The organism is Pseudomonas sp. KCJK9016, from assembly GCF_046231795.1.
GTDB lineage: Bacteria > Pseudomonadota > Gammaproteobacteria > Pseudomonadales > Pseudomonadaceae > Aquipseudomonas > Aquipseudomonas bananamidigenes.
Window position 1 is genome coordinate 105,071 of record NZ_JBJJMM010000001.1, and the last position, 21,843, is coordinate 126,913.

Genomic DNA, 21,843 nt, shown 5'->3' on the forward strand with positions numbered 1-21,843 from the left:
GCGTACAGCCGCCACCTAATGCGTGGAAGTGAGAGTTGGCGGCTCCATCCAATACGTTAGGAGTTAGTCCAGTGCCAACATTGAAACCCGATCCACCCTACGAGCCTTTCATCCCTCACCCCAACAACCGCCTCATGGCGCTGACCAGCAACTGCAACGACATGCCCACCCTGTTCATCGACACCCACGCCCCGCTCGACATCCTGAAGGACGCCGCCAACTACCGGATCCGCGCCGTGATTCAGGTACTGGAAAACATGTGCATGCGCGGCTCGGTCGAGTGCGACTCGGTCATCTTCAGCGACTTCGCCCAGCTCTGTGTGATTCCGCTGCGTGACGGCTGTGATGTGCTGGATGTGATTGGCAAGCGACTACGCGCCATACCGTCCTGACTCGATCGTTCCCACGCTCTGCGTGGGAATGCAGAGCGTGGGAACGATCATCAGTGCAGCGGGACGCCACTCAGCTGCGAGCCCCTGACTTGCCGCACGGTAAAAGGTAAACTTCACGGCCCTCGCAGGAGCAGCCATGAATTATCGTCACGCCTTCCACGCCGGCAATCACGCCGATGTGTTCAAACACCTGACCTTGACCCGCCTCATCGCCCTGATGTCGCGCAAGGAGCAGCCGTTTGCCTATCTCGACAGCCACGCCGGCATCGGTCTGTATGACCTGCAGGGCGATCAGGCCAACCGCACCGGCGAGTACCTGGAAGGCATTGCGCGCTTGTGGGACCAGCCGGATCTGCCGGCGCTGACCGCTGACTATATGAAAGTGCTGCACGAGATGAATCCGGATGGCCAGTTGCGCTATTACCCGGGTTCGCCGGAGCTGGCACGGCGTCTGACCCGTTCCCAGGATCGGGTGTTGCTCAACGAGAAGCACCCGGAAGACGGCGTACTGCTCAAGGACAACATGAAGGGCGACCGTCGTGTGGCGGTGCATCTGGGCGAGGGCTGGCATGTGGCGCGGGCGTTGCTGCCGGTGGCCGAGAAACGCGCAGTGATGCTGATCGACCCGCCATTCGAGAAACTCGACGAGATGCAGCGTTGCGCAGCATCGTTGAAAGAGGCAATCGGTCGGATGCGCCAGACGGTGGCGGCGATCTGGTATCCGGTGAAGGATCAGCGGGCACTGCGGCGCTTCTATCAGGATCTGGCCGGCACCGGTGCGCCGAAGTTGCTGCGGGTCGAGCTGCTGGTGCACCCGCTGGACACCCCGAACAGCCTGAACGGTTCCGGGCTGGCGATCGCCAATCCGCCGTGGGGGCTGGAGGAAGAATTGCGTGAGCTGCTGCCGTGGCTGTCCAAAAAACTTGGGCAGACCCAGGGTGGGTGGCAGATGGATTGGCTGATCGCCGAGAGCTGATCACTGACCGATCGTTCCCACGCGGACGGTTCGACGCCTCGACGTGGGAACGATCGGCCGAGGTGGTCAGTTACCTGCCAGGCTCGGTGGCATGCACACGCCGGTGCCGCCAATCCCGCAGTAGCCTTCCGGATTTTTCGCCAGATACTGCTGGTGATAGGCCTCGGCGAAGTAAACGGTCGGGGCCTGTTCGATTTCTGTGCTGATTTCCCCCAGGCCGGCCTTCGACAGCTCGGCCTGATACACGGCCTTGCTCTTCAGCGCTGCATCCAGTTGCTCCGGCGTAGTGGCGTAGATCACCGAGCGGTACTGGGTGCCGATGTCATTGCCCTGACGCATGCCCTGCGTCGGGTTGTGCAATTCCCAGAACATCGCCAGCAATTCTTCGTAGCTGACCCTGGCCTTGTCAAACACCACCAGCACCACTTCGGCATGGCCGGTCAGGCCCGAGCAGACCTCTTCGTAGGTCGGGTTCGGCGTGTAGCCGCCGGCGTAGCCGACCACCGTGCTGACCACGCCTTCGCGCTGCCAGAAGCGCCGCTCCGCCCCCCAGAAACAACCCAGGCCGAAGATCGCGAAGTCGACGTCGTCAAAGAACGGGCCGAGCAGCGGCGTATCGGTAAAAACAAAGTGGGTTTCCGGCAAGGTCATCGGGGTTTCGCGGCCGGGCAGAGCTTGATCTTTTGTCGGTAGCACGTTTTTGTTCACCAGAATTTCCGAGCGCAGAACCATGATCGTTCCTCTCAGTCAGGATGGGATGTAAATAAGCAGACCACCAGTGTGCCCAATGATGCCAAGTTAATCACCAGGCAAAGTGTGCGGATAGTGCCAGTGGGTTACAGGCAGAGCGGGCCGCGCGGGTAGCGCTTGAGCGCCTGGATCAGCTCGCCACCCGGAATCGGCCGGTCGAACAGGTAGCCCTGGCCGACATCGCAGCGGTGCCGGCGCAGGAACGCCAGTTGCTCGGCGGTCTCGATGCCTTCGGCCACGACCTTGAGTTTCAGGTTGTGGGCCATGGCGATCACGGCGGAGGTGATTTCCATGTCGTCCTGGTTATCCGGGATTTCGTGGATGAAGCTGCGATCGATCTTGATGATGTCGATCGGGAATTTCTTCAGGTAACTGAGCGACGAGTAACCGGTGCCGAAGTCGTCCATGGCCAGGGTCAGGCCCAGATGCTTGAGCTGGTCGAGCTGCAAGTGAGTGTCTTCGGTGGCTTCCAGCAGCAGGCCTTCGGTCAGCTCCAGTTCCAGCAGATTGGCCGGCAGCGCTTCTTCCTTGAGGATGTTGGCGATGGAGGCCACCAGGTCCGGGTCGGAGAACTGCTTGGGCGACAGGTTGATCGCCACTTGCAGATTGCCCATGCCGGCGGCGGTCAGCGCCTTGCTCATGCGGCAGGCCTGGCGGGCGATCCACTTGCCGATCGGAATGATCAGGCCGGTTTCCTCGGCGACGCTGATGAACTGGTCCGGGCGGATCATGCCGCGTTCCGGGTGATTCCAGCGCAGCAGCGCTTCCATGCCCAGCAACCGACCGCTGCGCAGGCACAGCTTGGGCTGGTAGAACACGTCCAGCTCGTTCTGGGTCAGGGCGCGGCGCAGGTTGTTCTCGACGAACAGTTTGTAACTGGCCTCGGCGTTCAGCGCTTCGGTGAACACCTGCACCTGATGTTTGCCGTTGGCCTTGGCCTTGTGCAGGGCAAGGCCGGCGTTGCGCATCAGGGTCTGCGGGTCGCGGCCATGCAACGGCGCGCAGGCCAGGCCCACGGAGCCGGTGACGCTGATCAACTGGTTGTCGACGAACATCGGTTTGTCGAGTGTCATCAACAGTTGGCTGGCGATCTGTTGGCCGGCTTCGAGGTCGGTGTTGTCGAGCAACACGGCGAATTCGTTACTGGCGAACCGCGCCAGGCTGCCGCTCGGGCTCAGGCTGTTGCGCAGGCGCCGGGCCAGGCTGATCAACAGTTTGTCGCCGGTCTGGTGGCCAAGGCTGTCGTTGATGCGCTTGAAGTTGTCGATGTCCACCAGCAGCAGGCTGATCGGGGTATCGCTGTCTCGGGCGAAGCGTTCGTCCAGATTGCGGATAAATGCAGGCCGGTTACCGAGGTTGGTGAGGTTGTCGGTGTAGGCCAGGCGCTCGATGCGCTGCTGCGCCAGTTTGGTCTGGGTGATGTCTTCGTAGATGCCGATGTAGTGCGTCAGCTCACGGTTGTCGCCATAGACCTTGGAGATCGACAACTGGCCCCAATAGGGTTCGAGATTCTTGCGGCGGCTCTTGAACTCGCCCTGCCAGCTGTTGCTCTTGGCCAGCGAAGAGGGCGCGTCGAACAGCAGCTCGCTGAGGTTTTCCAGCGCCGGCAGTTCCGACAGGCGCTGGCCGTGGACTTCCTCGGTGGTGTACTGGGTGATGGCGGTGAAGCTCGGGTTGACGTACTCGACCACGCCGTCGCAATTGACCAGCAAAAAGGCGTTGGCGCTTTGCTCGACCGCCCGCTGGAACAGGTGCAGCGCACTGGTGGCGGTGCGGCGGTTGTGATTGTTGATGACCTGGGCGAACTGGTCGGCCAGTTCACCGGCAAAGGCGATTTCGTCGGACTGCCAGGCGCGGGTGACGCCGGTCTGCTCCAGGCACAGCACGCCGACCACCTGACCGTCGACGCGGATGCTGGCGTCGAGCATGGCATTGACGTCACGGGGACGCAGGGCTTCGGCCATCTCCCGGGTACGCGGATCGCGCATCGCGTTGTGCGCGTCGATAGCGCGACTGCCGTGCAGCGCTTCCATGTAATCGGGAAAACCGCTGACGTCGATGGCGTCCGGCAGGATGTATTCCTGGGTGGCGCGGTGATACGCCGAGATCGGCACCAGTTTCTGGCCTTCGAGGTTCCACAGGCTGGCGCAGTCGATTTCGTAGATATCGCAGGCGCAGCGGGTGATCAGTTCGGCGGCTTCCTGCAGGGAGTTCTGGCTGCTGTAGCGCTGGCGGGCCAGCAACAGGATCAGGTCCTGCTGGGCGCGCACCCGCTCCAGATGCTGCAGCTGTTCCTGCTGCGCGCGCTGATTGAGCTCAAGGGCGATTTGCAGGCGTGAATTCTGGGTTTCCAGGTCGACGGACGGCAGTGCCGGCGCCTCGTCAAATACGTCGTCGACCGCCAGCAGGTAACCGCGCAGCAAGTGGCGGTTGTGCTGTTTGTAGGCCTCGCCGAGTTCGAGAATGCTCAAGGCGCCGGCGGCGGTGTGCAGTGTGTAGCGCACCAGATAATGAGGGCTTTGGCCGAGTTGCTGCTGGATTGCGTCGTGCAACTGATAGCGTGCTTCGGGCTCCATCAGGCTGGCGTAGGGCGAGCCGACCAGAGCGCAGAGTTCGACGGCGGGCTGGCCGAACTGGCGTTCGCAGTTGGGATCGAGAAACAGCATCGCCCAACTGGCTTCATTCAGGCGCTCGAAACGCAGCATGCCGAGCCGCGAGGGCACAGGCAACTGCGTCACTACCTCGGCCGCCATACGGCTGGCGGCATCGGGTTGGCTCTTCATGAAGGGAACTCGCTTGGAAATTTGCTGAACGCGCCGGGCTCTCGCCCTCTTTACTGTTGTCTGCGGCAAGGTTGCATCATTGCGGCACCGACTGACAAGAGAGATGAAGGCCAAGTGCTATAAGAATATGTCGGCTGCGGCGGGCATTTCTCCAGCGAGTGGCGGAAAGTAATCGAGGGCTGCCCGGAAAGTGCCGTTCCAGAGCCATCGGTCGGTTTTTGGCGGTGACGCCGTTCCATTCAGCGAAGGGGAATGTTGACCGTTTGCAGGTGTTTGCCATCCCGGTCATGGTAGTTGACCTGGATGTGTCCTGGCTCGACCACCATGTGGGCAAAATTATCCTGACTGATGACCTGGCTGGTCAGCTCGTGTCGATACTCTCCCGTGTCAGTGCGCGTCAGCGGTTGATCGAGAATGAATGTCGAGGTCGTGGCATAGGGCAACAGTTTGCTGTTGTGCAGCGGTGAAGAAACGATGGTGTGCACTTCAAAGTCACGGTCCTGGCTGTGGGTGAGGCGGGCCGTCAGTGAGCCATGCACGTCGCCGCTGATGAACATGACATTGCGGATCCGGTGTCGGCGGATGAATTCCAGCAGACGCAAGCGTTGCTCGGGAAAGCCTCCCCAGGCGTCTTCGCTGTTGATCTTGCGGTCAGGGTAGAGCATGACGCTGGTGACCACGAACCGGACCCGTGCGTTGCTCTCGATCAACCACTTGCATAAGGCTTTTTCCTGCTCGTCATCGATCATCTGGCGGTTATCGTCCGACAAGTTGCGGCGGGTTCTACTGTCAGTGACAAACCATTCGATATCGCCGTCGCTGAATGGGTACCAGTAGTGCTTCAGCGAAGAGTGATCAACTTGCCCGTTAGTTGTCAGCGAACAGGCCGGGCCGTGACTGGCTTGATAAGTTTCGTAAGCGGCCATCGCATTCCGAAACAATGTTTCATCGAATGCATCGGCACGCGCTGGCCAGTTATCTTCTATTTCATGGTCGTCGAGAATCATGTAAGTCGAAGTGCCAGACATCAGTCGTCTAATATGGGGTTGGGAAAAGGCGGCACGATACTTTGCAATGAACTCCTTATATTCACGATCGGGCGCAATCAGGTTCAAGTCGTCGGCGTAGATCTGATCACCGCTCATCATGATCGCGCTCACCGGTGGTTGTGCACCTTCGATCAACTGGCTGATCGAAGCGAAGATCCGGTCACCCAGCTGGGGCAGTACAGGGATGCCCGCGGTCAGGCGAAGATAGCGGCAGGAGCCGAGGATGTAAGCGCGAGGCGTCAGGGGCTGGCTGCTGCGGGTACGCAGGCGGTACGTCTCCCGTGGCCATTGCAGCGGCAACTCCACCACGCTTTCAAGGGTGTGGGCCGGGTTCATCGGGCTGAACCATCCGGTCTGGTATTCGTAATCGGTGTCGGCGCTCAAGTTGTCCAGAATCAGTACGCCGGACATGTCTCGTTTCGCGTCCAACTGGATGAATCGACCCTTCTGCCATTGTGTTGAATCGGTAACCCGATAACGGATGCCGGCAAATGCGGCGGCATTACCTTGAAGTTCGCCCCGCAAGAATATGCGCGCCTGGTTAGTTGTGGTGTGTCCAATAATGGGGCCGACAGTGGGCTTCAGCATGTTCGATTCCATTCGAATAAATATTGATTGAACGTGGGTGATTGAATATTAAGTGGCTGACTTTGGTGATCCAAGGTTAGTTGGATGGTTATAAAAAATGTCGACTGGAAGTGGACTTGACTCGTGGCTGAAATCAGAAAAAGTTGTGGGAAAAATGTGGTCGATGGTGATTGCAGGCAAAAAAAAGCCCCGCCAGGTGACGGGGTTGAGGTACGAGCGTGTGGCGCTCGAAAACGTGGAACGCGGTCGGCCCTCCGTTGCCGGAGGGCCGAGCGCTTTACAGCAGGATGGTGCGGATGTCCGCCAGCAGGTCGCCCAGACGCTTGGTGAAGCGTGCAGCAGCGGCGCCGTTGATCACTCGGTGATCGTAGGACAGCGACAGTGGCAGCATCAGTTTCGGCTGGAAGGCTTTGCCGTCCCAGACTGGCTGGATGGTTGCCTTGGAAACACCGAGGATCGCCACTTCCGGCGCATTGACGATCGGCGTGAAGCCGGTGCCGCCAATGTGACCGAGACTGGAAATGGTGAAGCAGGCGCCTTGCATCTCGTCCGACGAGAGCTTCTTGGTCCGGGCTTTTTCAGCCAGGGAAGCGGCCTCGGCGGCCAGTTGCAGCAGGCTCTTCTGGTCGACGTTCTTGATGACCGGTACCAGCAGGCCATCCGGGGTGTCGACGGCGAAGCCGATGTTCACGTATTTCTTGCGGATGATTGCCTTGCCGCTTGGCGCCAGCGAACTGTTGAAGTCCGGCAGTTCCTTGAGCAAGTGCGCGCAGGACTTGAGCAGCAGCGGCAGAATGGTCAGCTTGACGCCGGCCTTCTCGGCCACGGCCTTCTGTGCGTTGCGGAACGCTTCCAGCTCGGTGATATCCGCCGAGTCGAATTGCGTCACGTGCGGCACGTTCAGCCAGCTGCGGTGCAGGTTGGCGGCGCCGACCTGCATCAGGCGGGTCATCGGCACTTCTTCGATTTCGCCGAAGCGGCTGAAGTCGACGACCGGAATCGGCGGGATGCCCGCGCCGCCGGTGGCGCCAGCAGCAGCGGCCGGTGCTTCCTTGGCCTTCTGCATCATGGCTTTGACGTAAGCCTGCACATCTTCTTTCAGGATGCGACCGTGCGGACCGCTGGCGCCGACAGCGCTCAGCTCGACGCCGAACTCGCGAGCCAGTTGACGCACGGCAGGGCCGGCGTGAACTTTCGCGCCCGGCTTGGCTGGAGCAGCGGCTGGAGCAGCAACCGGAGCGGCGGGAGCAGATGCGGCGGCCGCCGGAGCAGCAGCGGCTGGCGCCGGAGCGCTCGGTGCAGCGGCGGCAGGTGCCGGAGCAGCAGCCGGGGCGGCGCCTTTGACTTTCAGCTTGAGGATCAGGTCGCCGGTACCGACTTCGTCGTCCAGCTTGATGGAAACGCTTTCCACCACGCCAGCGGCAGGCGACGGGATTTCCATGCTTGCCTTGTCGGATTCCAGGGTGATCAGCGACTGGTCGGCTTCAACGCTGTCGCCGGCCTTGACCATCACTTCGATGATCTTGGCCTTGCCGGCCGAGCCGATGTCCGGAACGTGGATGTCCTGAACGCTGTCGGCAACCGGAGCAGCAGGTGCGGCAGCCGGTGCCGGCGCTGCGGCAGCGGCTAGAGCAGAAGCCTGGGCCGGAGCGGCAGCCGCAGGGGTCGCAGCACCCGCCACTTCCAGATCCAGGATCAGGTCGCCGGTGCCGACTTCGTCGTTCAACTTGACGCTGATGGCCTTGACCACGCCAGCGGCAGGCGACGGGATTTCCATGCTTGCCTTGTCGGATTCCAGGGTGATCAGCGACTGATCAGCCTCGACTTTGTCGCCGACCTTGACCTGGATCTCGATGATCTGGGCCTTGCCCGACGAGCCGATGTCCGGCACGTGCACTTGCTGGACCGAAGCGGCAACCGGAGCTGCGGCTGGCGCAGCCGGTGCAGGAGCGGCAGCCGGTGCAGCCTCAGCCTTGGCGGCAGGAGCGGCAGCCGGAGCAGGGGCCGCTTGCGCGGCGCCCTCGACTTCCAGTTCCAGCAGTTCGTCGCCTTCTTTCAGGCGATCGCCCAGCTTCACTTTCAGGCTTTTGATGACGCCGGCTTTCGGGGCCGGCACTTCCATGCTGGCCTTGTCCGATTCCAGGGTCAGGATGCTCTGGTCGGCTTCGATACGGTCGCCGACCTTCACAAACAGTTCGATTACTTCACCTTCACCGCTGCCGATGTCAGGTACGCGAATGAGTTCGCTCACAGAGTTTCTCCTCAGCAGTCCAGTGGGTTGCGTTTTTCCGGGTCGATGCCGAACCTGGTAATGGCCTCGGCCACGACTTTAGGTTCGATATCACCACGGTCAGCCAGTGCTTCCAGGGCTGCCAACACCACGAAATGACGGTCGACTTCGAAGAAATGACGCAGTTTCTTGCGGCTGTCGCTGCGGCCGAAACCGTCGGTGCCCAGGACCTTGAATTCCTTGGACGGTACCCACTGACGGATCTGCTCGGCGAACAGTTTCATGTAGTCGGTAGAGGCGATGACCGGACCCTTGCGGCCGCTCAGGCACTCTTCGACGTAGCTGCGCTTCGGCTTCTGGCCTGGTTTCAGGCGGTTGCTGCGCTCTACGGCCAGGCCGTCGCGACGCAGTTCGTTGAAGCTGGTGACGCTCCACACATCGGCGCCGATGTTGAACTCTTCACGCAGGATCTTCGCCGCTTCACGGACTTCACGCAGGATGGTGCCGGAGCCCATCAGCTGAACGTGGTGCGCCGCGTCGCGGGTGTCTTCTTCAAGCAGGTACATGCCTTTCTTGATGCCTTCTTCGGCACCGGCCGGCATGGCTGGCTGCTGGTACGACTCGTTCATCACGGTGATGTAATAGAAGATGTCCTGTTGCTCTTCGGTCATCTTCTTCATGCCGTCCTGAATGATCACCGCCAGCTCGTAGCCGTAGGTCGGATCGTAGGTGCGGCAGTTAGGGATGGTGGCAGCCAGCAGGTGGCTGTGACCGTCTTCGTGCTGCAGGCCTTCACCGTTCAGGGTGGTACGGCCGGCGGTGCCGCCGATCAGGAAGCCGCGGGTGCGGCTGTCGCCGGCCGCCCAGGCCAGGTCGCCGATACGCTGGAAGCCGAACATCGAGTAGAAGATGTAGAACGGCAGCATCGGCTGGTTGTGGCTGGAGTACGAAGTACCGGCGGCGATGAAGGAACTCATGGCGCCCGCTTCGTTGATGCCTTCTTCAAGGATCTGACCTTTCTGGTCTTCCTTGTAGAACATCACCTGATCCTTATCGACTGGCTCGTAGAGCTGGCCGACGGACGAGTAGATGCCCAGTTGACGGAACATGCCTTCCATACCGAAGGTACGTGCTTCGTCCGGGATGATCGGAACGATGCGCGGGCCGATTTCCTTGTCCTTGACCAATTGCGCGAGGATCCGCACGAAGGCCATGGTGGTGGAGATTTCACGGTCGCCGGAACCGTCGAGGATTGCCTTGAGGGTGTCCAGGTCCGGAGTCGGCACGCTGAAGCTCTGCGCACGACGCTGCGGAACGAAACCGCCCAGTGCGGCGCGACGCTCGGCCAGGTAGCGGGCTTCGGCGCTGCCTTCTTCCGGCTTGAAGAACGGCAGGTGTTCCAGATCGGCATCCTTGACCGGGATGTCGAAACGGTCACGGAAGTGTTTCAGGCTTTCGACGTCGACTTTCTTGGTGTTGTGCGCGGTGTTTTTCGCTTCGCCGGCACCGGTGCCATAACCCTTGATGGTCTTGGCCAGAATGACGGTAGGCTGGTCCTTGTGGTTGACCGCCTGGTGGTACGCCGCGTAGACCTTGTATGGATCATGGCCGCCACGGTTGAGTTTCCAGATCTCGTCGTCGGACAGGTCGGCAACCATCGCCTTGAGTTCAGGCGTGTTGAAGAAGTGCTCGCGAACGAACGCACCGTCTTTGGCCTTGTAGTTCTGGTACTCGCCGTCGATGACTTCGTCCATGCGACGTTGCAGGATGCCGTCGGTGTCCTTGGCCAGCAGCGGGTCCCAGAAGCGGCCCCAGATGACTTTGTTGACGTTCCACTGGGCACCGCGGAACACGCCTTCGAGTTCCTGGATGATCTTGCCGTTGCCGCGAACCGGGCCGTCGAGGCGCTGCAGGTTGCAGTTGATGACGAAGATCAGGTTGTCCAGCTTCTCGCGGCCGGCCAGGGAGATTGCGCCCAGGGATTCCGGCTCGTCGCATTCGCCGTCGCCCAGGAAGCACCAGACTTTCTGTTTGCCCGGCTGGATGAAGCCACGGTGTTCCAGGTACTTCATGAAGCGCGCCTGGTAGATCGCCTGGATCGGACCCAGACCCATGGACACGGTCGGGAACTGCCAGAAGTCAGGCATCAGCCAAGGGTGAGGGTAGGACGACAGGCCCTGACCGTCGACTTCCTGGCGGAAGTTGTTCATCTGCTCTTCGGTGATGCGGCCTTCCATGAACGCACGGGCGTAGACGCCTGGCGAGGTGTGACCCTGGAAGTAGATCAGGTCGCCGCCGTGTTCGTCGGTCGGGGCCTGGAAGAAGTAGTTGAAACCGATGTCGTACAGGGTCGCGCTGGAAGCGAAGCTGGAGATGTGACCGCCCAGGTCAGAATCTTTCAGGTTCGTACGCATTACCATGGCCATCGCGTTCCAGCGAACCAGCGAGCGAATGCGGCGTTCCATGAACAGGTCGCCAGGCATGCGTGCTTCGTGGGTAACGGGGATCGTGTTGCGGTAAGGCGTGGTGATGGCGTAAGGCAGTTGCGAGCCGCTGCGGGTCGCGAGTTCGCCCATACGGGTCATCAGATAGTGAGCACGGTCTTCGCCTTCTTTGTCGAGAACCGATTCCAGGGCGTCCAGCCATTCCTGGGTTTCGACGGGATCGAGGTCTTGCATGGCTTGCTCCAGGGCGGAAAGGCTTCCAGAATCGGTTGCCTGAGTTTGCGACTGGCCTTGTGGGCAGACGATTTAAAATTCTTGGATTGCCGACAGGTTGTTCCGGCGGCGTGTAGTTTTACTACAAATCATCTGGCATTTCAGCCTTTCGAATGTATAGACGAGTAGTAAAACTACAGATGAAAGGCTTGTGGCCTCCGACTGCGTTGTGAGAATAATCGTTAAGGTTGGTCTTTAGCCATCCGAAAAAGGTGAAAGTTTGATGCTGGCTGCCAAAGAAAAAGAAATTTCAGCTATTTCTCACTTTTGTTCGACAGTCCTTCGCGTAGCGGTTTTTCATTCATCACTACAAGCGGCCATTTATACGCCGATCAAGGATAGACCATGACCCTGCCCGCGCTTGCCGAACTGCCCGCCATTCTCCTGCCATTGGTCAGTCGATCGGAGCAGTCGTTCCGTACGGCCATCGCCGGACTTGAAGACGATCTCGGCTTCTCCACCTGGACGCCGGAGCGCCGGGCGCAATTCGACCGCGTCACCGCTGCCAGCGATTTCGTGATTGAACAGAGTGTTCGTGACCCTTTGATGTTGCTGTCGCTGGTTCAGTCCGGCGAACTCGACCGGCCGTTCGCCCCCGGCGAGTTGTGCGCGCAGATCGCCGCTGCGGTGAACACGGCACAAACGGAAGACGAACTGGGCCGCATCCTGCGTCGTCAGCGCGCCCGGCATCAGGTGCGGATCATCTGGCGCGACCTCACTCGTCAGGCCGATCTGGTGCAGACCTGCCGCGACCTTTCCGACATGGCCGACGCCAGTATCGACCAGGCTTATCAATGGTTGTACAGCCGCCATTGTCAGCAGTTCGGCGTGCCGACCGGTCGGCGCAGCGGCCTGCCGCAGCAGATGGTCATTCTCGGCATGGGCAAGCTCGGTGCGGTGGAGCTCAACCTGTCGTCGGACATCGACCTGATCTTCGCCTACCCCGAGGGCGGCGAAACCGTCGGTGTGAAGCGCCCGCTGGATAACCAGGAGTTCTTCATCCGCCTCGGTCAGCGCCTGATCAAGGCCCTCGACCCGATCACCGTCGACGGCTTCGTGTTTCGCGTCGACATGCGCCTGCGTCCGTACGGTTCGTCCGGCGCGCTGGTGCTGAGCTTCAATGCGCTGGAGCAGTATTACCAGGATCAGGGCCGTGACTGGGAACGCTACGCGATGATCAAGGCGCGGGTCGTCGCGGGCGACCAGGTGGCGGGCGCGCAGTTGCTCGACATGTTGCGGCCGTTCGTTTACCGGCGTTATCTGGACTTCTCGGCGATCGAAGCGCTGCGCACCATGAAGCAACTGATCCAGCAGGAAGTGCGGCGCAAGGGTATGGCCGACAATATCAAGCTGGGCTCGGGCGGCATCCGTGAAGTCGAGTTCATCGCCCAGGCCTTTCAGCTGATTCACGGCGGACGCGATCTGAGCCTGCAGCAGCGCCCTCTATTAAAGGTGCTGGGCACGCTGGAAGGGCAGGGTTATCTGCCGCCGGCGGTGGTCAGCGAGTTGCGCGAAGGTTACGAATTCCTGCGCTACACCGAACATGCGATCCAGGCGATTGCTGACCGTCAGACCCAAATGTTGCCGGACAGCCCCCAGGATCAGGCGCGCATCGCCTTCATGCTCGGCTTTGCCGACTGGGATGCCTTCCATGAAAAGCTGATGTTCTGGCGTGGCCGGGTGGCCTGGCACTTTGCGCAAGTGATCGCTGATCCCGATGAAGAAGAGGGCACCGATTGCGAGGTGGTGGTCGGCGGGGAATGGTTGCCGCTGTGGGAAGAGGCGCAGGACGAAGAAGCCGCCTGCCGCCAGTTGGAAGAGGCTGGTTTTGCCGATGCCACCAAGGCGTTGAAGGCGTTGGCCGGTCTGCGCAGCAGCCCGCAATTGCGGGCGATGCAGCGCCTGGGGCGTGAACGCCTCGACGCCTTTATTCCGCGTCTGCTCGCTCAGGCTGTGGAGCACGACAATCCGGATCTGGTGCTTGAGCGGGTACTGCCGCTGGTCGAAGCGGTGGCCCGGCGTTCGGCTTATCTGGTGTTGCTGACGGAAAACCCCGGCGCGTTGCGTCGCTTGCTGACCCTGTGCGCCGCCAGTCCGTGGATTGCCGAGCAGATCACCCGTTTCCCGCTGCTGCTCGACGAGCTGCTCAACGAAGGTCGCCTGTTCAAGCCGCCGCTGGCACCGGAACTGGCCGCCGAGTTGCGCGAGCGTCTGACCCGGATCCCGGAAGACGACCTCGAACAACAGATGGAAGCCCTGCGTCATTTCAAACTGGCGCACCGCTTGCGCGTCGCCGCCTCGGAAATCGCCGGCAGCCTGCCGTTGATGAAGGTCAGCGATTACCTGACCTGGCTGGCCGAAGCGATTCTGGAGCAGGTGCTGGCCCTGGCCTGGCGCCAGACCGTGGCCAAGTACGGCACGCCGCTGCGCACCGACGGCACGTTGTGCGATCCCGGCTTCATCATTGTCGGTTATGGGAAAGTCGGCGGGATCGAGTTGGGGCATGGTTCGGACCTGGATCTGGTGTTCATCCACGACGGCGACCCGCAGGCGGAAACCGACGGGGCAAAACCGATCGATGGTGCGCAGTTCTTCACCCGGCTCGGCCAGCGGATCATTCACTTGCTGACCGCGCAGACCAACTCCGGCCAGTTGTATGAAGTGGACATGCGTCTGCGGCCGTCCGGAGCGTCCGGGCTGTTGGTCAGTTCCCTCGGCGCGTTTGCCCGCTATCAGGAAAATGAAGCCTGGACGTGGGAGCATCAGGCATTGGTGCGGGCGCGGGTGCTGGTGGGCAGTCAGGATGTCGGCCAGGCGTTCGAGAACGTACGGGCCCAGGTGCTGGGCAAGACGCGGGATCTGGCGAAGTTGCAACAGGAAGTGAGCGAGATGCGCGCCAAGATGCGTGACAACCTCGGCAGCAAGAGCACGGCCGCCGGCACCGGGGCGAATGCCTTCGAGGCCACGGCGCCGTTCGACCTCAAGCAGGACGCCGGAGGTATCGTCGATATTGAATTTATGGTGCAATACGCGGCCCTGGCGTGGTCGCAAAGTCACCCGCCGCTGCTGCGCTGGACTGACAATATCCGCATTCTGGAAGAGCTGGAACACGAAGGGTTGATGCCCGTCGAAGACGCCAGCCTGTTGCGCGAGGCCTACAAGGCCTACCGTTCCGCCGCCCACCGGCAGGCCTTGCAGAAGGACGCCGGGGTGATACCGGGCGACCAGTTCGCGGACGAACGGCGGCAGGTGATGCGGATCTGGCGAGAGCTGGGGCTAAGCTGATTCTCGAGACGGGGAGGCGTAAGGCCTCCCCGGTTCGTTTATGGAAACCACATGAATATTCTGATCGTTGGGCCCAGTTGGGTCGGTGACATGGTGATGGCGCAGACACTGTTTCAGTGTCTCAAGCAGCGCCACCCGCAGTGCGAAATCGACGTGCTGGCCCCCGAGTGGAGCCGGCCGATCCTTGAGCGCATGCCCGAAGTGCGCAAGGCCTTGAGCTTCCCGCTCGGCCACGGCGCGCTGGAGCTGGCGACCCGTCGGCGGATCGGCAAATCCCTGGCCGGTCAGTACGACCAGGCGATCCTGCTGCCGAACTCACTGAAGTCGGCGCTGGTGCCGTTCTTCGCCGGCATCCCGAAACGCACCGGCTGGCGTGGCGAATTTCGCTACGGCCTGCTCAATGACGTGCGCACATTGGACAAGGCACGTTATCCGTTGATGATCGAGCGGTTCATGGCGCTGGCCTACGAGCCGAACGCCGAGCTGCCGAAACCCTATCCGCGCCCGAGCCTGCAGATCGATCCGGTGACCCGCGAGGCGGCGCTGGCCAAGTTCGGCCTGACCCTCGATCGCCCGGTGCTGGTGCTGTGCCCCGGCGCCGAATTCGGTGAAGCCAAACGCTGGCCGTCTGAACATTACGCCAAAGTTGCCGAAGCGCGCATTCGCGAAGGCTGGCAAGTCTGGCTGTTCGGCTCGAAGAACGATCATGCGGTCGGCGAAGACATCCGTGCGCGACTGATTCCGGGGTTGCGCGAAGAGTCCGTGAACCTCAGTGGCGGCACTTCACTGGCCGAAGCCATCGACCTGATGTCCTGCGCGGACTCCGTGGTCTCCAACGATTCCGGCTTGATGCACGTGGCCGCTGCGCTGAATCGCCCGTTGGTGGCCGTCTACGGTTCGACGTCGCCGGGCTTCACCCCACCGCTGGCCGAGCATGTGGAAATCGTCCGTCTGGGCCTCGATTGCAGCCCGTGTTTCGATCGGACCTGCCGATTTGGCCATTACAACTGCCTGCGCCAGCTGATGCCGGACGCGGTCAACGATGCCTTGCAGCGGTTGCAGGGCTCCGTGGTCGAGGTCCAATAAGTTGCGGGTATTGCTGATCAAGACCTCATCGCTGGGCGACGTGATTCATGCGTTGCCGGCGCTGACCGACGCGGCCCGGGCGATTCCCGGCATCCAGTTCGACTGGGTGGTGGAAGAGGGTTTCGCCGAAATCCCGACCTGGCACCCGGCCGTGGGCAAGGTGATTCCGGTGGCGATCCGCCGCTGGCGCAAGAACCTCTGGCAAACCTTCAAGAGCGGCGAGTGGAAACGCTTCAAGCAATCCGTTCGTGCCAGCAAATATGACCTGGTGATCGATGCCCAGGGCCTGCTGAAAAGCGCCTGGCTGACCCGTTACGTCAAGGCCCCGGTGGCCGGCCTCGACAAAGGCTCGGCCCGGGAGCCGATCGCCGCCCGCTTCTACGACCGCAAACTGGCGGTGGCCCGTGGGCAGCATGCCGTTGAACGTGTGCGCCAGTTGTTCGCTATCGCCTTGGGTTACGACTTGCCCAAAGGCCTGGGGGATTACGGCCTCAATGTCGAGCGTCTGGTGGAGCTGCCGCGCAAGACTGCCTATGTGGTGTTCCTGCATGGCACCACCTGGGATACCAAACACTGGCCGGAAAGCTACTGGCGTGAGCTGACCGAACGGGTCGGCTACCTCGGCGTGGGGATCAGGCTGCCATGGGGCAACCCCCAGGAGAAGGCCCGGGCCGAGCGCATCGCCGCCGGTTTCAAACATGCCGAAGTCTTGCCGAAGCTGAACCTGGCCGGGGTCGGCAAGGTGCTGGCCGGCGCCCAGGCCTGTGTCGCGGTGGACACCGGTCTCGGTCATCTCGCCGCGGCACTGGATGTGCCGACGATTTCCCTGTTCGGCCCGACCAATCCGGGCCTGACCGGCGCCTACGGCAAGCTGCAGATTCATCTCGCCAGCGATTTCCCGTGTGCGCCGTGCCTGCAAAAGAAATGTACGTATCAACCGACCGCGCAGGATGCCCGTCAGTTTGACCTGAAACGCGAGTGGCCTCTGTGCTTCACGCGTCTGAATCCCGAGCGTGTCGCCAGCCGACTGAGCACGTTGTTGATGGCTGAGGAGCTGCGTTGATGCAATTGGCATTTGTCCTTTACAAATATTTCCCGTTCGGCGGTTTGCAGCGCGATTTCATGCGCATCGCCCTCGAATGTCAGAAGCGTGGTCATCAGATTCGCGTCTACACCCTGATCTGGGAAGGTGACGTGCCGCCCGGCTTCGAAGTGCTGGTGGCGCCAGTGAAGGCGTTCTTCAACCATCGTCGCAACGAAAAGCTCAGCGCGTGGATGGAAGCGGACCTGGCCAAACGCCCGGTGGATCGCCTGATCGGCTTCAACAAGATGCCGGGGCTGGACGTCTACTACGCCGCCGACGGCTGCTTCGAAGACAAGGCGCAGAACCTGCGCCATTCGTTGTACCGTCGCTGGGGCCGCTACCGCCACTTCGCCGAATACGAGCGCGCAGTGTTCGCCAAAGACGCGAAGACCGAAGTGCTGATGATTTCCGAAGTCCAGCAGCCGCTGTTCATCAAGCATTACGACACGCCGCTGGAGCGTTTTCACCTGCTGCCGCCGGGCATCGCTCAGGATCGTCGTCGCCCGAAGGATGCCGACGAGATTCGCGCCGGTTTCCGCGCCGAATTCAACCTCAGGGACGACGAGCTGCTGCTGGTGCAGATCGGCTCCGGGTTCAAGACCAAGGGCGTCGATCGCAGCCTGAAAGCCCTGGCTGCGCTGCCGGCCGAGCTGAAGAAACGTACCCGGCTGTTTGTAATCGGCCAGGATGACCCCAAATTGTTCCAGATGCAGAGTGCAACATTGGGTCTGGGCGACAACGTGACGTTCCTCAAGGGACGCAGCGATATCCCGCGTTTCCTGCTCGGTGCCGATCTGTTGATCCACCCGGCCTACAACGAAAACACCGGTACGGTGCTGCTCGAAGCGCTGGTCGCCGGATTGCCGGTGCTGGTCAGCGCGGTTTGCGGTTACGCCCATTACATTGCCGAGGCCGATGCCGGGCGCGTGCTGGACGAACCGTTCGACCAGGCGCAGCTGACGCAATACCTGACCGACATGTTGAACGACGACGCTGCACGGGCGGCCTGGAGCCGCAACGGTCTGGCCTTTGCCGAGACGGCCGACCTCTACAGCATGCCGCAGCACGCGGCCGATGTGATTCTGGCGGAGCACGCATAAATGAAGTTGATGCTGGCTGAACCGTTCAAGAGCCTCTGGACCGGACGCGACCCGTTCGCCGAAGTCGAGGCGCTCAAGGGCGAGGTCTACCGCGAGCTGGAAGCTCGGCGGACGCTGCGCACGGAAGTCGACGGCAACGGGTTTTTCGTCAAGATCCACCGTGGCATCGGCTGGGGCGAAATCTTCAAGAATCTGCTGACCGCCAAACTGCCGGTACTCGGTGCGGGCCAGGAATGGAAAGCCATCCAGCGATTGCAGGAAGTCGGCGTGCCGACCATGACCGCCGTTGCATACGGCGAGAAGGGCAGCAACCCGGCAGAGCAGCATTCGTTCATCGTGACCGAAGAACTGGCTCCGACCATCAGTCTCGAAGACTTCAGCATCGACTGGGTCAGGCAGCCGCCACAACCGAAGCTCAAGCGTGCGCTGATCGCCGAGGTTGCGCGCATGACCGGCATGATGCATCGCGCGGGGGTCAATCACCGTGACTGCTATATCTGCCACTTCCTGCTGCACACCGATAAACCGGTGACTGCGGAAGATTTCAAGCTCTCGGTCATCGATCTGCACCGCGCCCAGACCCGCCCGGCGATCACCCGGCGCTGGCGCAACAAGGACCTGGCGGCGCTGTATTTTTCCGCGCTGGACATCGGTCTGACCCGTCGCGACAAGCTGCGCTTTCTCAAGGGCTACTTCCAGCAACCGCTGCGCCGGATCCTGGCTGAAGAGGCGCCGTTGCTCAGATGGCTCGAAGGCAAGGCCAACAAGCTCTATGAGCGCAAGCAGCGATACGGGGATGCGCTCTGATGGCGGGTTGGAATCTTGAGCCCGGGTACAGCGACCTCGCAGCGGATTTTGGCAGTCTTGAAGCGGTATTCGCGCTTCAGGGCGAGCGCCTGACCCGCGATCCGCTGTCCGAAGTCATCCGAGTGCAGCGCAATGGCGTCAATTACTACGTCAAGCGCTATTCCGGCGCCGGCAAGGGGTTGCGCCGTTACCTCGGCAAGCCGCGGGTAAAGATGGAGTGGCAGAACCTCAAGCGCTTCGCCAAATGGGGCATTCCCACCGCCGAAGTGGTGGCCTGGGGCCTGGAGCGCAAAGGCATGGCCTATGATCGCGGGGCGATGATCACCCGTGAGCTGCCGCGTACCGAGGACCTCTCGGCGCTGGCCGAGCGTAATGACCCCAAGTTGAAGAATCACGGCTGGGTCGATGGCATCAGCCGGCAACTGGCGGTCTACACCCGTACGATGCACGATCATCGCTTCACCCATAACGATCTGAAGTGGCGCAACCTGCTGATCGACGATCAGGCACAGCTGTTTCTCATCGACTGCCCGAACGGCGATTTCTGGCGCGGTTTCTGGCTCAAGTACCGGATCACCAAGGATCTGGCCTGTCTCGACAAGGTGGCCAAATATCACCTGTCGAATACCCAGCGCCTGCGCTTCTACCTGCAATACCGTCAGCGTGACCGGCTCAATGCCGCCGACAAGAAACGGATTCGTCACGTGGTGAGATTTTTCGAGGGACGCGAATGACTGATTTTCTCGCCGCTGAAGACCGCTCGCTGCTGGAGCGTCACGGTCTCGGCACGTTCGATGCGCTGTGGGCCAAGCAGCTCGACGCAGTGGATGAGCCGAACACCGACGGCGGCGGCTGGAGCAGCGTGTTCCGCCTTGAGCTCGAAGGTCGCGGCTATTACCTCAAGCGCCAGAGCAATTACCTGACTCGCACATTGCATGCACCGTTCGGCGAGCCGACCTTTGCCCGGGAGTTTCGCAACATCAGCCGCTATGGCGCCCTCGGCATTCCTGCATTGCAGGCGGCGTTTTTCGGTCAGCGCAAGGTCAATGGCGAGGTGCGCGCGATTCTGCTGACCCGGGCCCTCGACGGTTGGGATGATCTGGATTCGCTGTTGCAGCGCTGGTCGGACCTTGATGCATCGCAGCAGTCGGCGATTCTCAAGGCCTGCGGTCAACTGGCGCGGCATCTGCACGGCGTGCGCCAGGTGCATGGCTGCTTTTATCCGAAGCATATTTTCCTGCGTGCCGAAGGCGCCGGTTATCGGGCGCAACTGATCGATCTGGAAAAGACCCGGCCCTTGCTGTTCGGTCAGCGCGATCGGGTCAAGGATCTTGAGCCGCTGCTGCGTCGTGCGCCGGAGTGGAGCGAGGCTCAGTTGCGCGAGTTGCTGGCCGCGTACCTCGATCAGTCGGTCGACAGCTCGCTGGTCGATAGCTGGGTCTCGCGGCTGACCGCGCGGCGCAGTCGCAAGGAGACCCGCTGATGCAACTGTCCGACCTGAAAAACGCCGGACGTACGCCGAGCCTGCCTTTGACGGTTTCCCTGGCGGATGCTGCCGGTGCCGCTGATCTGCAATTGCTCAGCCTGTTAAGGGTGTTGCCGGGGCAGCGTTATGTGGGTGCCGGCGTGTGGCGGGGGCGCCCGGTGCTGGCCAAGCTGCTGGTCGGCAGCAAGGCGGCCCGACATTTTCAGCGTGAACTGGAAGGCGTGAAACTGCTTGCCGCCCAAGGCATGACCACGCCGTTGCTGCTGGCCGATGGCCTGAAGGACGGCGAGGGCGGCTGGCTGCTGTTCGAGTTCCTCGAAGGCGCTGAAAGCCTGGGCGATGCCTGGGGCAAGGTTGAATCCTTGCAGGTCTTGGCGGACGAACAGTCGGCAGTGCTGGCCGAAGCGCTCGGCGCCATCGGCCAGCTGCACGGCAAAGGCCTGTGGCAGGAAGACCTGCACCTGGACAACCTGCTGCGCCACGGCGGTCAGTTGTACCTGATCGATGGCGCCGGCATCCGTGCAGAAACTGCCGGCCAGCCGTTGTCCCGGCAGAAAGTGCTGGAGAATCTGGGCGTTTTTTTCGCCCAGTTGCCCAAATCCCTGGAGCCGTTCACCGAAGAACTGCTGGTGTATTACCTGCTGAGCAACAGCGAGCACGCGCTGCCACTGGAAGCCCTGCAAAAGCAGATCGACAAAGTGCGGGCCTGGCGTTTAAAGGATTTCCTGATCAAGGTCGGTCGTGAATGCACGCTGTTCAGCGTCAAGCGCGGCGCATTTGGTTTGCGCTCGATTCGCCGTGAGGAAGAGTCCACCCTGCTGCCGGTGCTGGAGCAGGCCGATGCCTTGCTCGATCAGGGTCATCTGTACAAGACCGGCGGCGCGGCGAGTGTCGGCAAGGTCCAGGTTGCCGGGCGTCCGCTGGTGATCAAACGCTACAACATCAAGAATTTTGCCCATTGGCTCAAACGCTTCTGGCGCCCGAGCCGCGCGTGGCACTCCTGGCGCGAAGGCAATCGCCTGGCGTTCCTCGGCATCGCTACTCCCAAACCGCTGGCGGTGCTGGAAACCCGGTTTTTCTGGCTGCGCAGCAAGGCGTATCTGGTCACCGAGTACCTGGCCGGGCCGGACATCATCGAGCGTTTTGCGCCGTATGTTGAAAGCGGCGAAGCGCCGGAAGCCGAGTTGCAGGCGCTCGATCAACTGTTTGCACGCTTGATTGCAGAGCGCATCAGTCATGGCGATTTCAAGGGACATAACCTGTTCTGGCACCAGGATCGCTGGGCGCTGATCGATCTGGACTCGATGTGCCAGCACGGCTCGGCCAGCAGCTTCGCTCCGGCCTATGCCCGGGATCGCGCAAGGTTCATGCGTAACTGGCCGCAGAGCAGTGCGCTGTATCAGGTGATTGATCAGCGTTTGCCAAAGGATGCATCGAGCGCTGCGTGATTGCTGTCTCAATCGAGTAAGACATTTCTGCAATAGAAATTGGGTAGGGCATGTGGCGACAG

Annotated in this window: 16 protein-coding genes; 11 read left to right on the plus strand and 5 right to left on the minus strand. The window is 61.4% G+C overall.

All coding sequences use genetic code 11. The features are described from left to right. Positions 1-71 precede the first annotated feature (71 nt). Both ACK6BI_RS00465 and ACK6BI_RS00470 read left to right on the plus strand, forming a co-directional pair. Positions 72-392 (plus strand): hypothetical protein, encoded by a 321-nt coding sequence (locus tag ACK6BI_RS00465; protein WP_409315569.1) that lies wholly within the window; start codon positions 72-74, stop codon positions 390-392. A gap of 136 nt (positions 393-528) precedes the next feature. Beyond that, the gene (locus ACK6BI_RS00470; RefSeq protein ID WP_065258322.1) at positions 529-1,368 is read left to right on the plus strand and encodes a 23S rRNA (adenine(2030)-N(6))-methyltransferase RlmJ; all 840 of its coding nucleotides are present in this window, start codon (positions 529-531) and stop codon (positions 1,366-1,368) included. 66 nt (positions 1,369-1,434) lie between these two features. On the opposite strand, the gene msrA is transcribed toward ACK6BI_RS00470, so the two are convergent. From msrA to aceE, 5 genes are all read right to left on the minus strand, one after another. After that, a complete protein-coding gene (gene msrA, locus ACK6BI_RS00475; protein ID WP_409315570.1) occupies positions 1,435-2,100 on the minus strand; it encodes a peptide-methionine (S)-S-oxide reductase MsrA in 666 nt (221 codons plus the stop codon). Positions 2,101-2,204: 104 nt separating this feature from the next. Then, on the minus strand, positions 2,205-4,901 hold the full coding sequence (locus tag ACK6BI_RS00480; RefSeq protein ID WP_409315571.1) for an EAL domain-containing protein: 2,697 nt from the start codon (positions 4,899-4,901) through the stop codon (positions 2,205-2,207). A gap of 239 nt (positions 4,902-5,140) precedes the next feature. Continuing rightward, positions 5,141-6,538, minus strand: coding sequence for an alkaline phosphatase D family protein (locus ACK6BI_RS00485; RefSeq protein ID WP_409315748.1), 1,398 nt, complete (start codon positions 6,536-6,538; stop codon positions 5,141-5,143). A gap of 277 nt (positions 6,539-6,815) precedes the next feature. Next, positions 6,816-8,789, minus strand: a complete 1,974-nt coding sequence (gene aceF, locus ACK6BI_RS00490) for a dihydrolipoyllysine-residue acetyltransferase (RefSeq protein ID WP_409315572.1) — start codon at positions 8,787-8,789, stop codon at positions 6,816-6,818. Between the two features lie 11 nt (positions 8,790-8,800). After that, positions 8,801-11,446: a pyruvate dehydrogenase (acetyl-transferring), homodimeric type gene (gene aceE / locus ACK6BI_RS00495; RefSeq protein ID WP_065258718.1), complete on the minus strand. Its 2,646-nt coding sequence runs from the start codon at positions 11,444-11,446 to the stop codon at positions 8,801-8,803. A 262-nt stretch (positions 11,447-11,708) separates the two neighbouring features. Here aceE and ACK6BI_RS00500 point away from each other — a divergent pair, with 262 nt between their 5' ends. The 9 genes from ACK6BI_RS00500 to ACK6BI_RS00540 are packed head-to-tail and all read left to right on the plus strand — an operon-like array spanning position 11,709 to position 21,781. Next, entirely contained in the window at positions 11,709-11,834 is a 126-nt protein-coding gene (locus ACK6BI_RS00500; RefSeq protein ID WP_256574488.1) for a hypothetical protein, read from the plus strand. Then, positions 11,831-14,770, plus strand: a complete 2,940-nt coding sequence (gene glnE / locus ACK6BI_RS00505) for a bifunctional [glutamate--ammonia ligase]-adenylyl-L-tyrosine phosphorylase/[glutamate--ammonia-ligase] adenylyltransferase (RefSeq protein WP_409315573.1) — start codon at positions 11,831-11,833, stop codon at positions 14,768-14,770. Before ACK6BI_RS00500 ends, glnE begins: the two co-directional genes overlap by 4 nt. Before the next feature lie 51 nt (positions 14,771-14,821). Next, positions 14,822-15,856, plus strand: a complete 1,035-nt coding sequence (waaF, locus tag ACK6BI_RS00510; protein ID WP_409315574.1) for a lipopolysaccharide heptosyltransferase II — start codon at positions 14,822-14,824, stop codon at positions 15,854-15,856. A 1-nt stretch (position 15,857) separates the two neighbouring features. Beyond that, on the plus strand, positions 15,858-16,919 hold the full coding sequence (waaC, locus tag ACK6BI_RS00515; RefSeq protein WP_409315575.1) for a lipopolysaccharide heptosyltransferase I: 1,062 nt from the start codon (positions 15,858-15,860) through the stop codon (positions 16,917-16,919). Further along, on the plus strand, positions 16,919-18,040 hold the full coding sequence (locus ACK6BI_RS00520) for a glycosyltransferase family 4 protein (RefSeq protein ID WP_409315576.1): 1,122 nt from the start codon (positions 16,919-16,921) through the stop codon (positions 18,038-18,040). Before waaC ends, ACK6BI_RS00520 begins: the two co-directional genes overlap by 1 nt. Next, the gene (gene rfaP / locus ACK6BI_RS00525) at positions 18,041-18,847 is read left to right on the plus strand and encodes a lipopolysaccharide core heptose(I) kinase RfaP (RefSeq protein ID WP_409315577.1); all 807 of its coding nucleotides are present in this window, start codon (positions 18,041-18,043) and stop codon (positions 18,845-18,847) included. Beyond that, on the plus strand, positions 18,847-19,581 hold the full coding sequence (locus tag ACK6BI_RS00530) for a lipopolysaccharide kinase InaA family protein (protein WP_409315578.1): 735 nt from the start codon (positions 18,847-18,849) through the stop codon (positions 19,579-19,581). Before rfaP ends, ACK6BI_RS00530 begins: the two co-directional genes overlap by 1 nt. Further along, positions 19,578-20,330 (plus strand): lipopolysaccharide kinase InaA family protein, encoded by a 753-nt coding sequence (locus ACK6BI_RS00535; protein WP_409315579.1) that lies wholly within the window; start codon positions 19,578-19,580, stop codon positions 20,328-20,330. Before ACK6BI_RS00530 ends, ACK6BI_RS00535 begins: the two co-directional genes overlap by 4 nt. Beyond that, the gene (locus ACK6BI_RS00540; RefSeq protein WP_409315580.1) at positions 20,330-21,781 is read left to right on the plus strand and encodes a lipopolysaccharide kinase InaA family protein; all 1,452 of its coding nucleotides are present in this window, start codon (positions 20,330-20,332) and stop codon (positions 21,779-21,781) included. Before ACK6BI_RS00535 ends, ACK6BI_RS00540 begins: the two co-directional genes overlap by 1 nt. The last annotated feature ends 62 nt before the right edge of the window (positions 21,782-21,843 follow it).

What these genes read in the sequence shown, in the direction of transcription:
- ACK6BI_RS00470 (WP_065258322.1), top strand. Translation starts at nt 529, where the DNA reads ATGAATTATCGTCACGCCTTCCACGCCGGCAATCACGCCGATGTGTTC.
- msrA (WP_409315570.1), bottom strand. Translation starts at nt 2,100, where the DNA reads ATGGTTCTGCGCTCGGAAATTCTGGTGAACAAAAACGTGCTACCGACA.
- ACK6BI_RS00480 (WP_409315571.1), bottom strand. Translation starts at nt 4,901, where the DNA reads ATGAAGAGCCAACCCGATGCCGCCAGCCGTATGGCGGCCGAGGTAGTG.
- ACK6BI_RS00485 (WP_409315748.1), bottom strand. Translation starts at nt 6,538, where the DNA reads ATGCTGAAGCCCACTGTCGGCCCCATTATTGGACACACCACAACTAAC.
- aceE (WP_065258718.1), bottom strand. Translation starts at nt 11,446, where the DNA reads ATGCAAGACCTCGATCCCGTCGAAACCCAGGAATGGCTGGACGCCCTG.
- ACK6BI_RS00500 (WP_256574488.1), top strand. Translation starts at nt 11,709, where the DNA reads ATGCTGGCTGCCAAAGAAAAAGAAATTTCAGCTATTTCTCACTTTTGT.
- glnE (WP_409315573.1), top strand. Translation starts at nt 11,831, where the DNA reads ATGACCCTGCCCGCGCTTGCCGAACTGCCCGCCATTCTCCTGCCATTG.
- waaF (WP_409315574.1), top strand. Translation starts at nt 14,822, where the DNA reads ATGAATATTCTGATCGTTGGGCCCAGTTGGGTCGGTGACATGGTGATG.
- ACK6BI_RS00520 (WP_409315576.1), top strand. Translation starts at nt 16,919, where the DNA reads ATGCAATTGGCATTTGTCCTTTACAAATATTTCCCGTTCGGCGGTTTG.
- rfaP (WP_409315577.1), top strand. Translation starts at nt 18,041, where the DNA reads ATGAAGTTGATGCTGGCTGAACCGTTCAAGAGCCTCTGGACCGGACGC.
- ACK6BI_RS00530 (WP_409315578.1), top strand. Translation starts at nt 18,847, where the DNA reads ATGGCGGGTTGGAATCTTGAGCCCGGGTACAGCGACCTCGCAGCGGAT.
- ACK6BI_RS00535 (WP_409315579.1), top strand. Translation starts at nt 19,578, where the DNA reads ATGACTGATTTTCTCGCCGCTGAAGACCGCTCGCTGCTGGAGCGTCAC.
- ACK6BI_RS00540 (WP_409315580.1), top strand. Translation starts at nt 20,330, where the DNA reads ATGCAACTGTCCGACCTGAAAAACGCCGGACGTACGCCGAGCCTGCCT.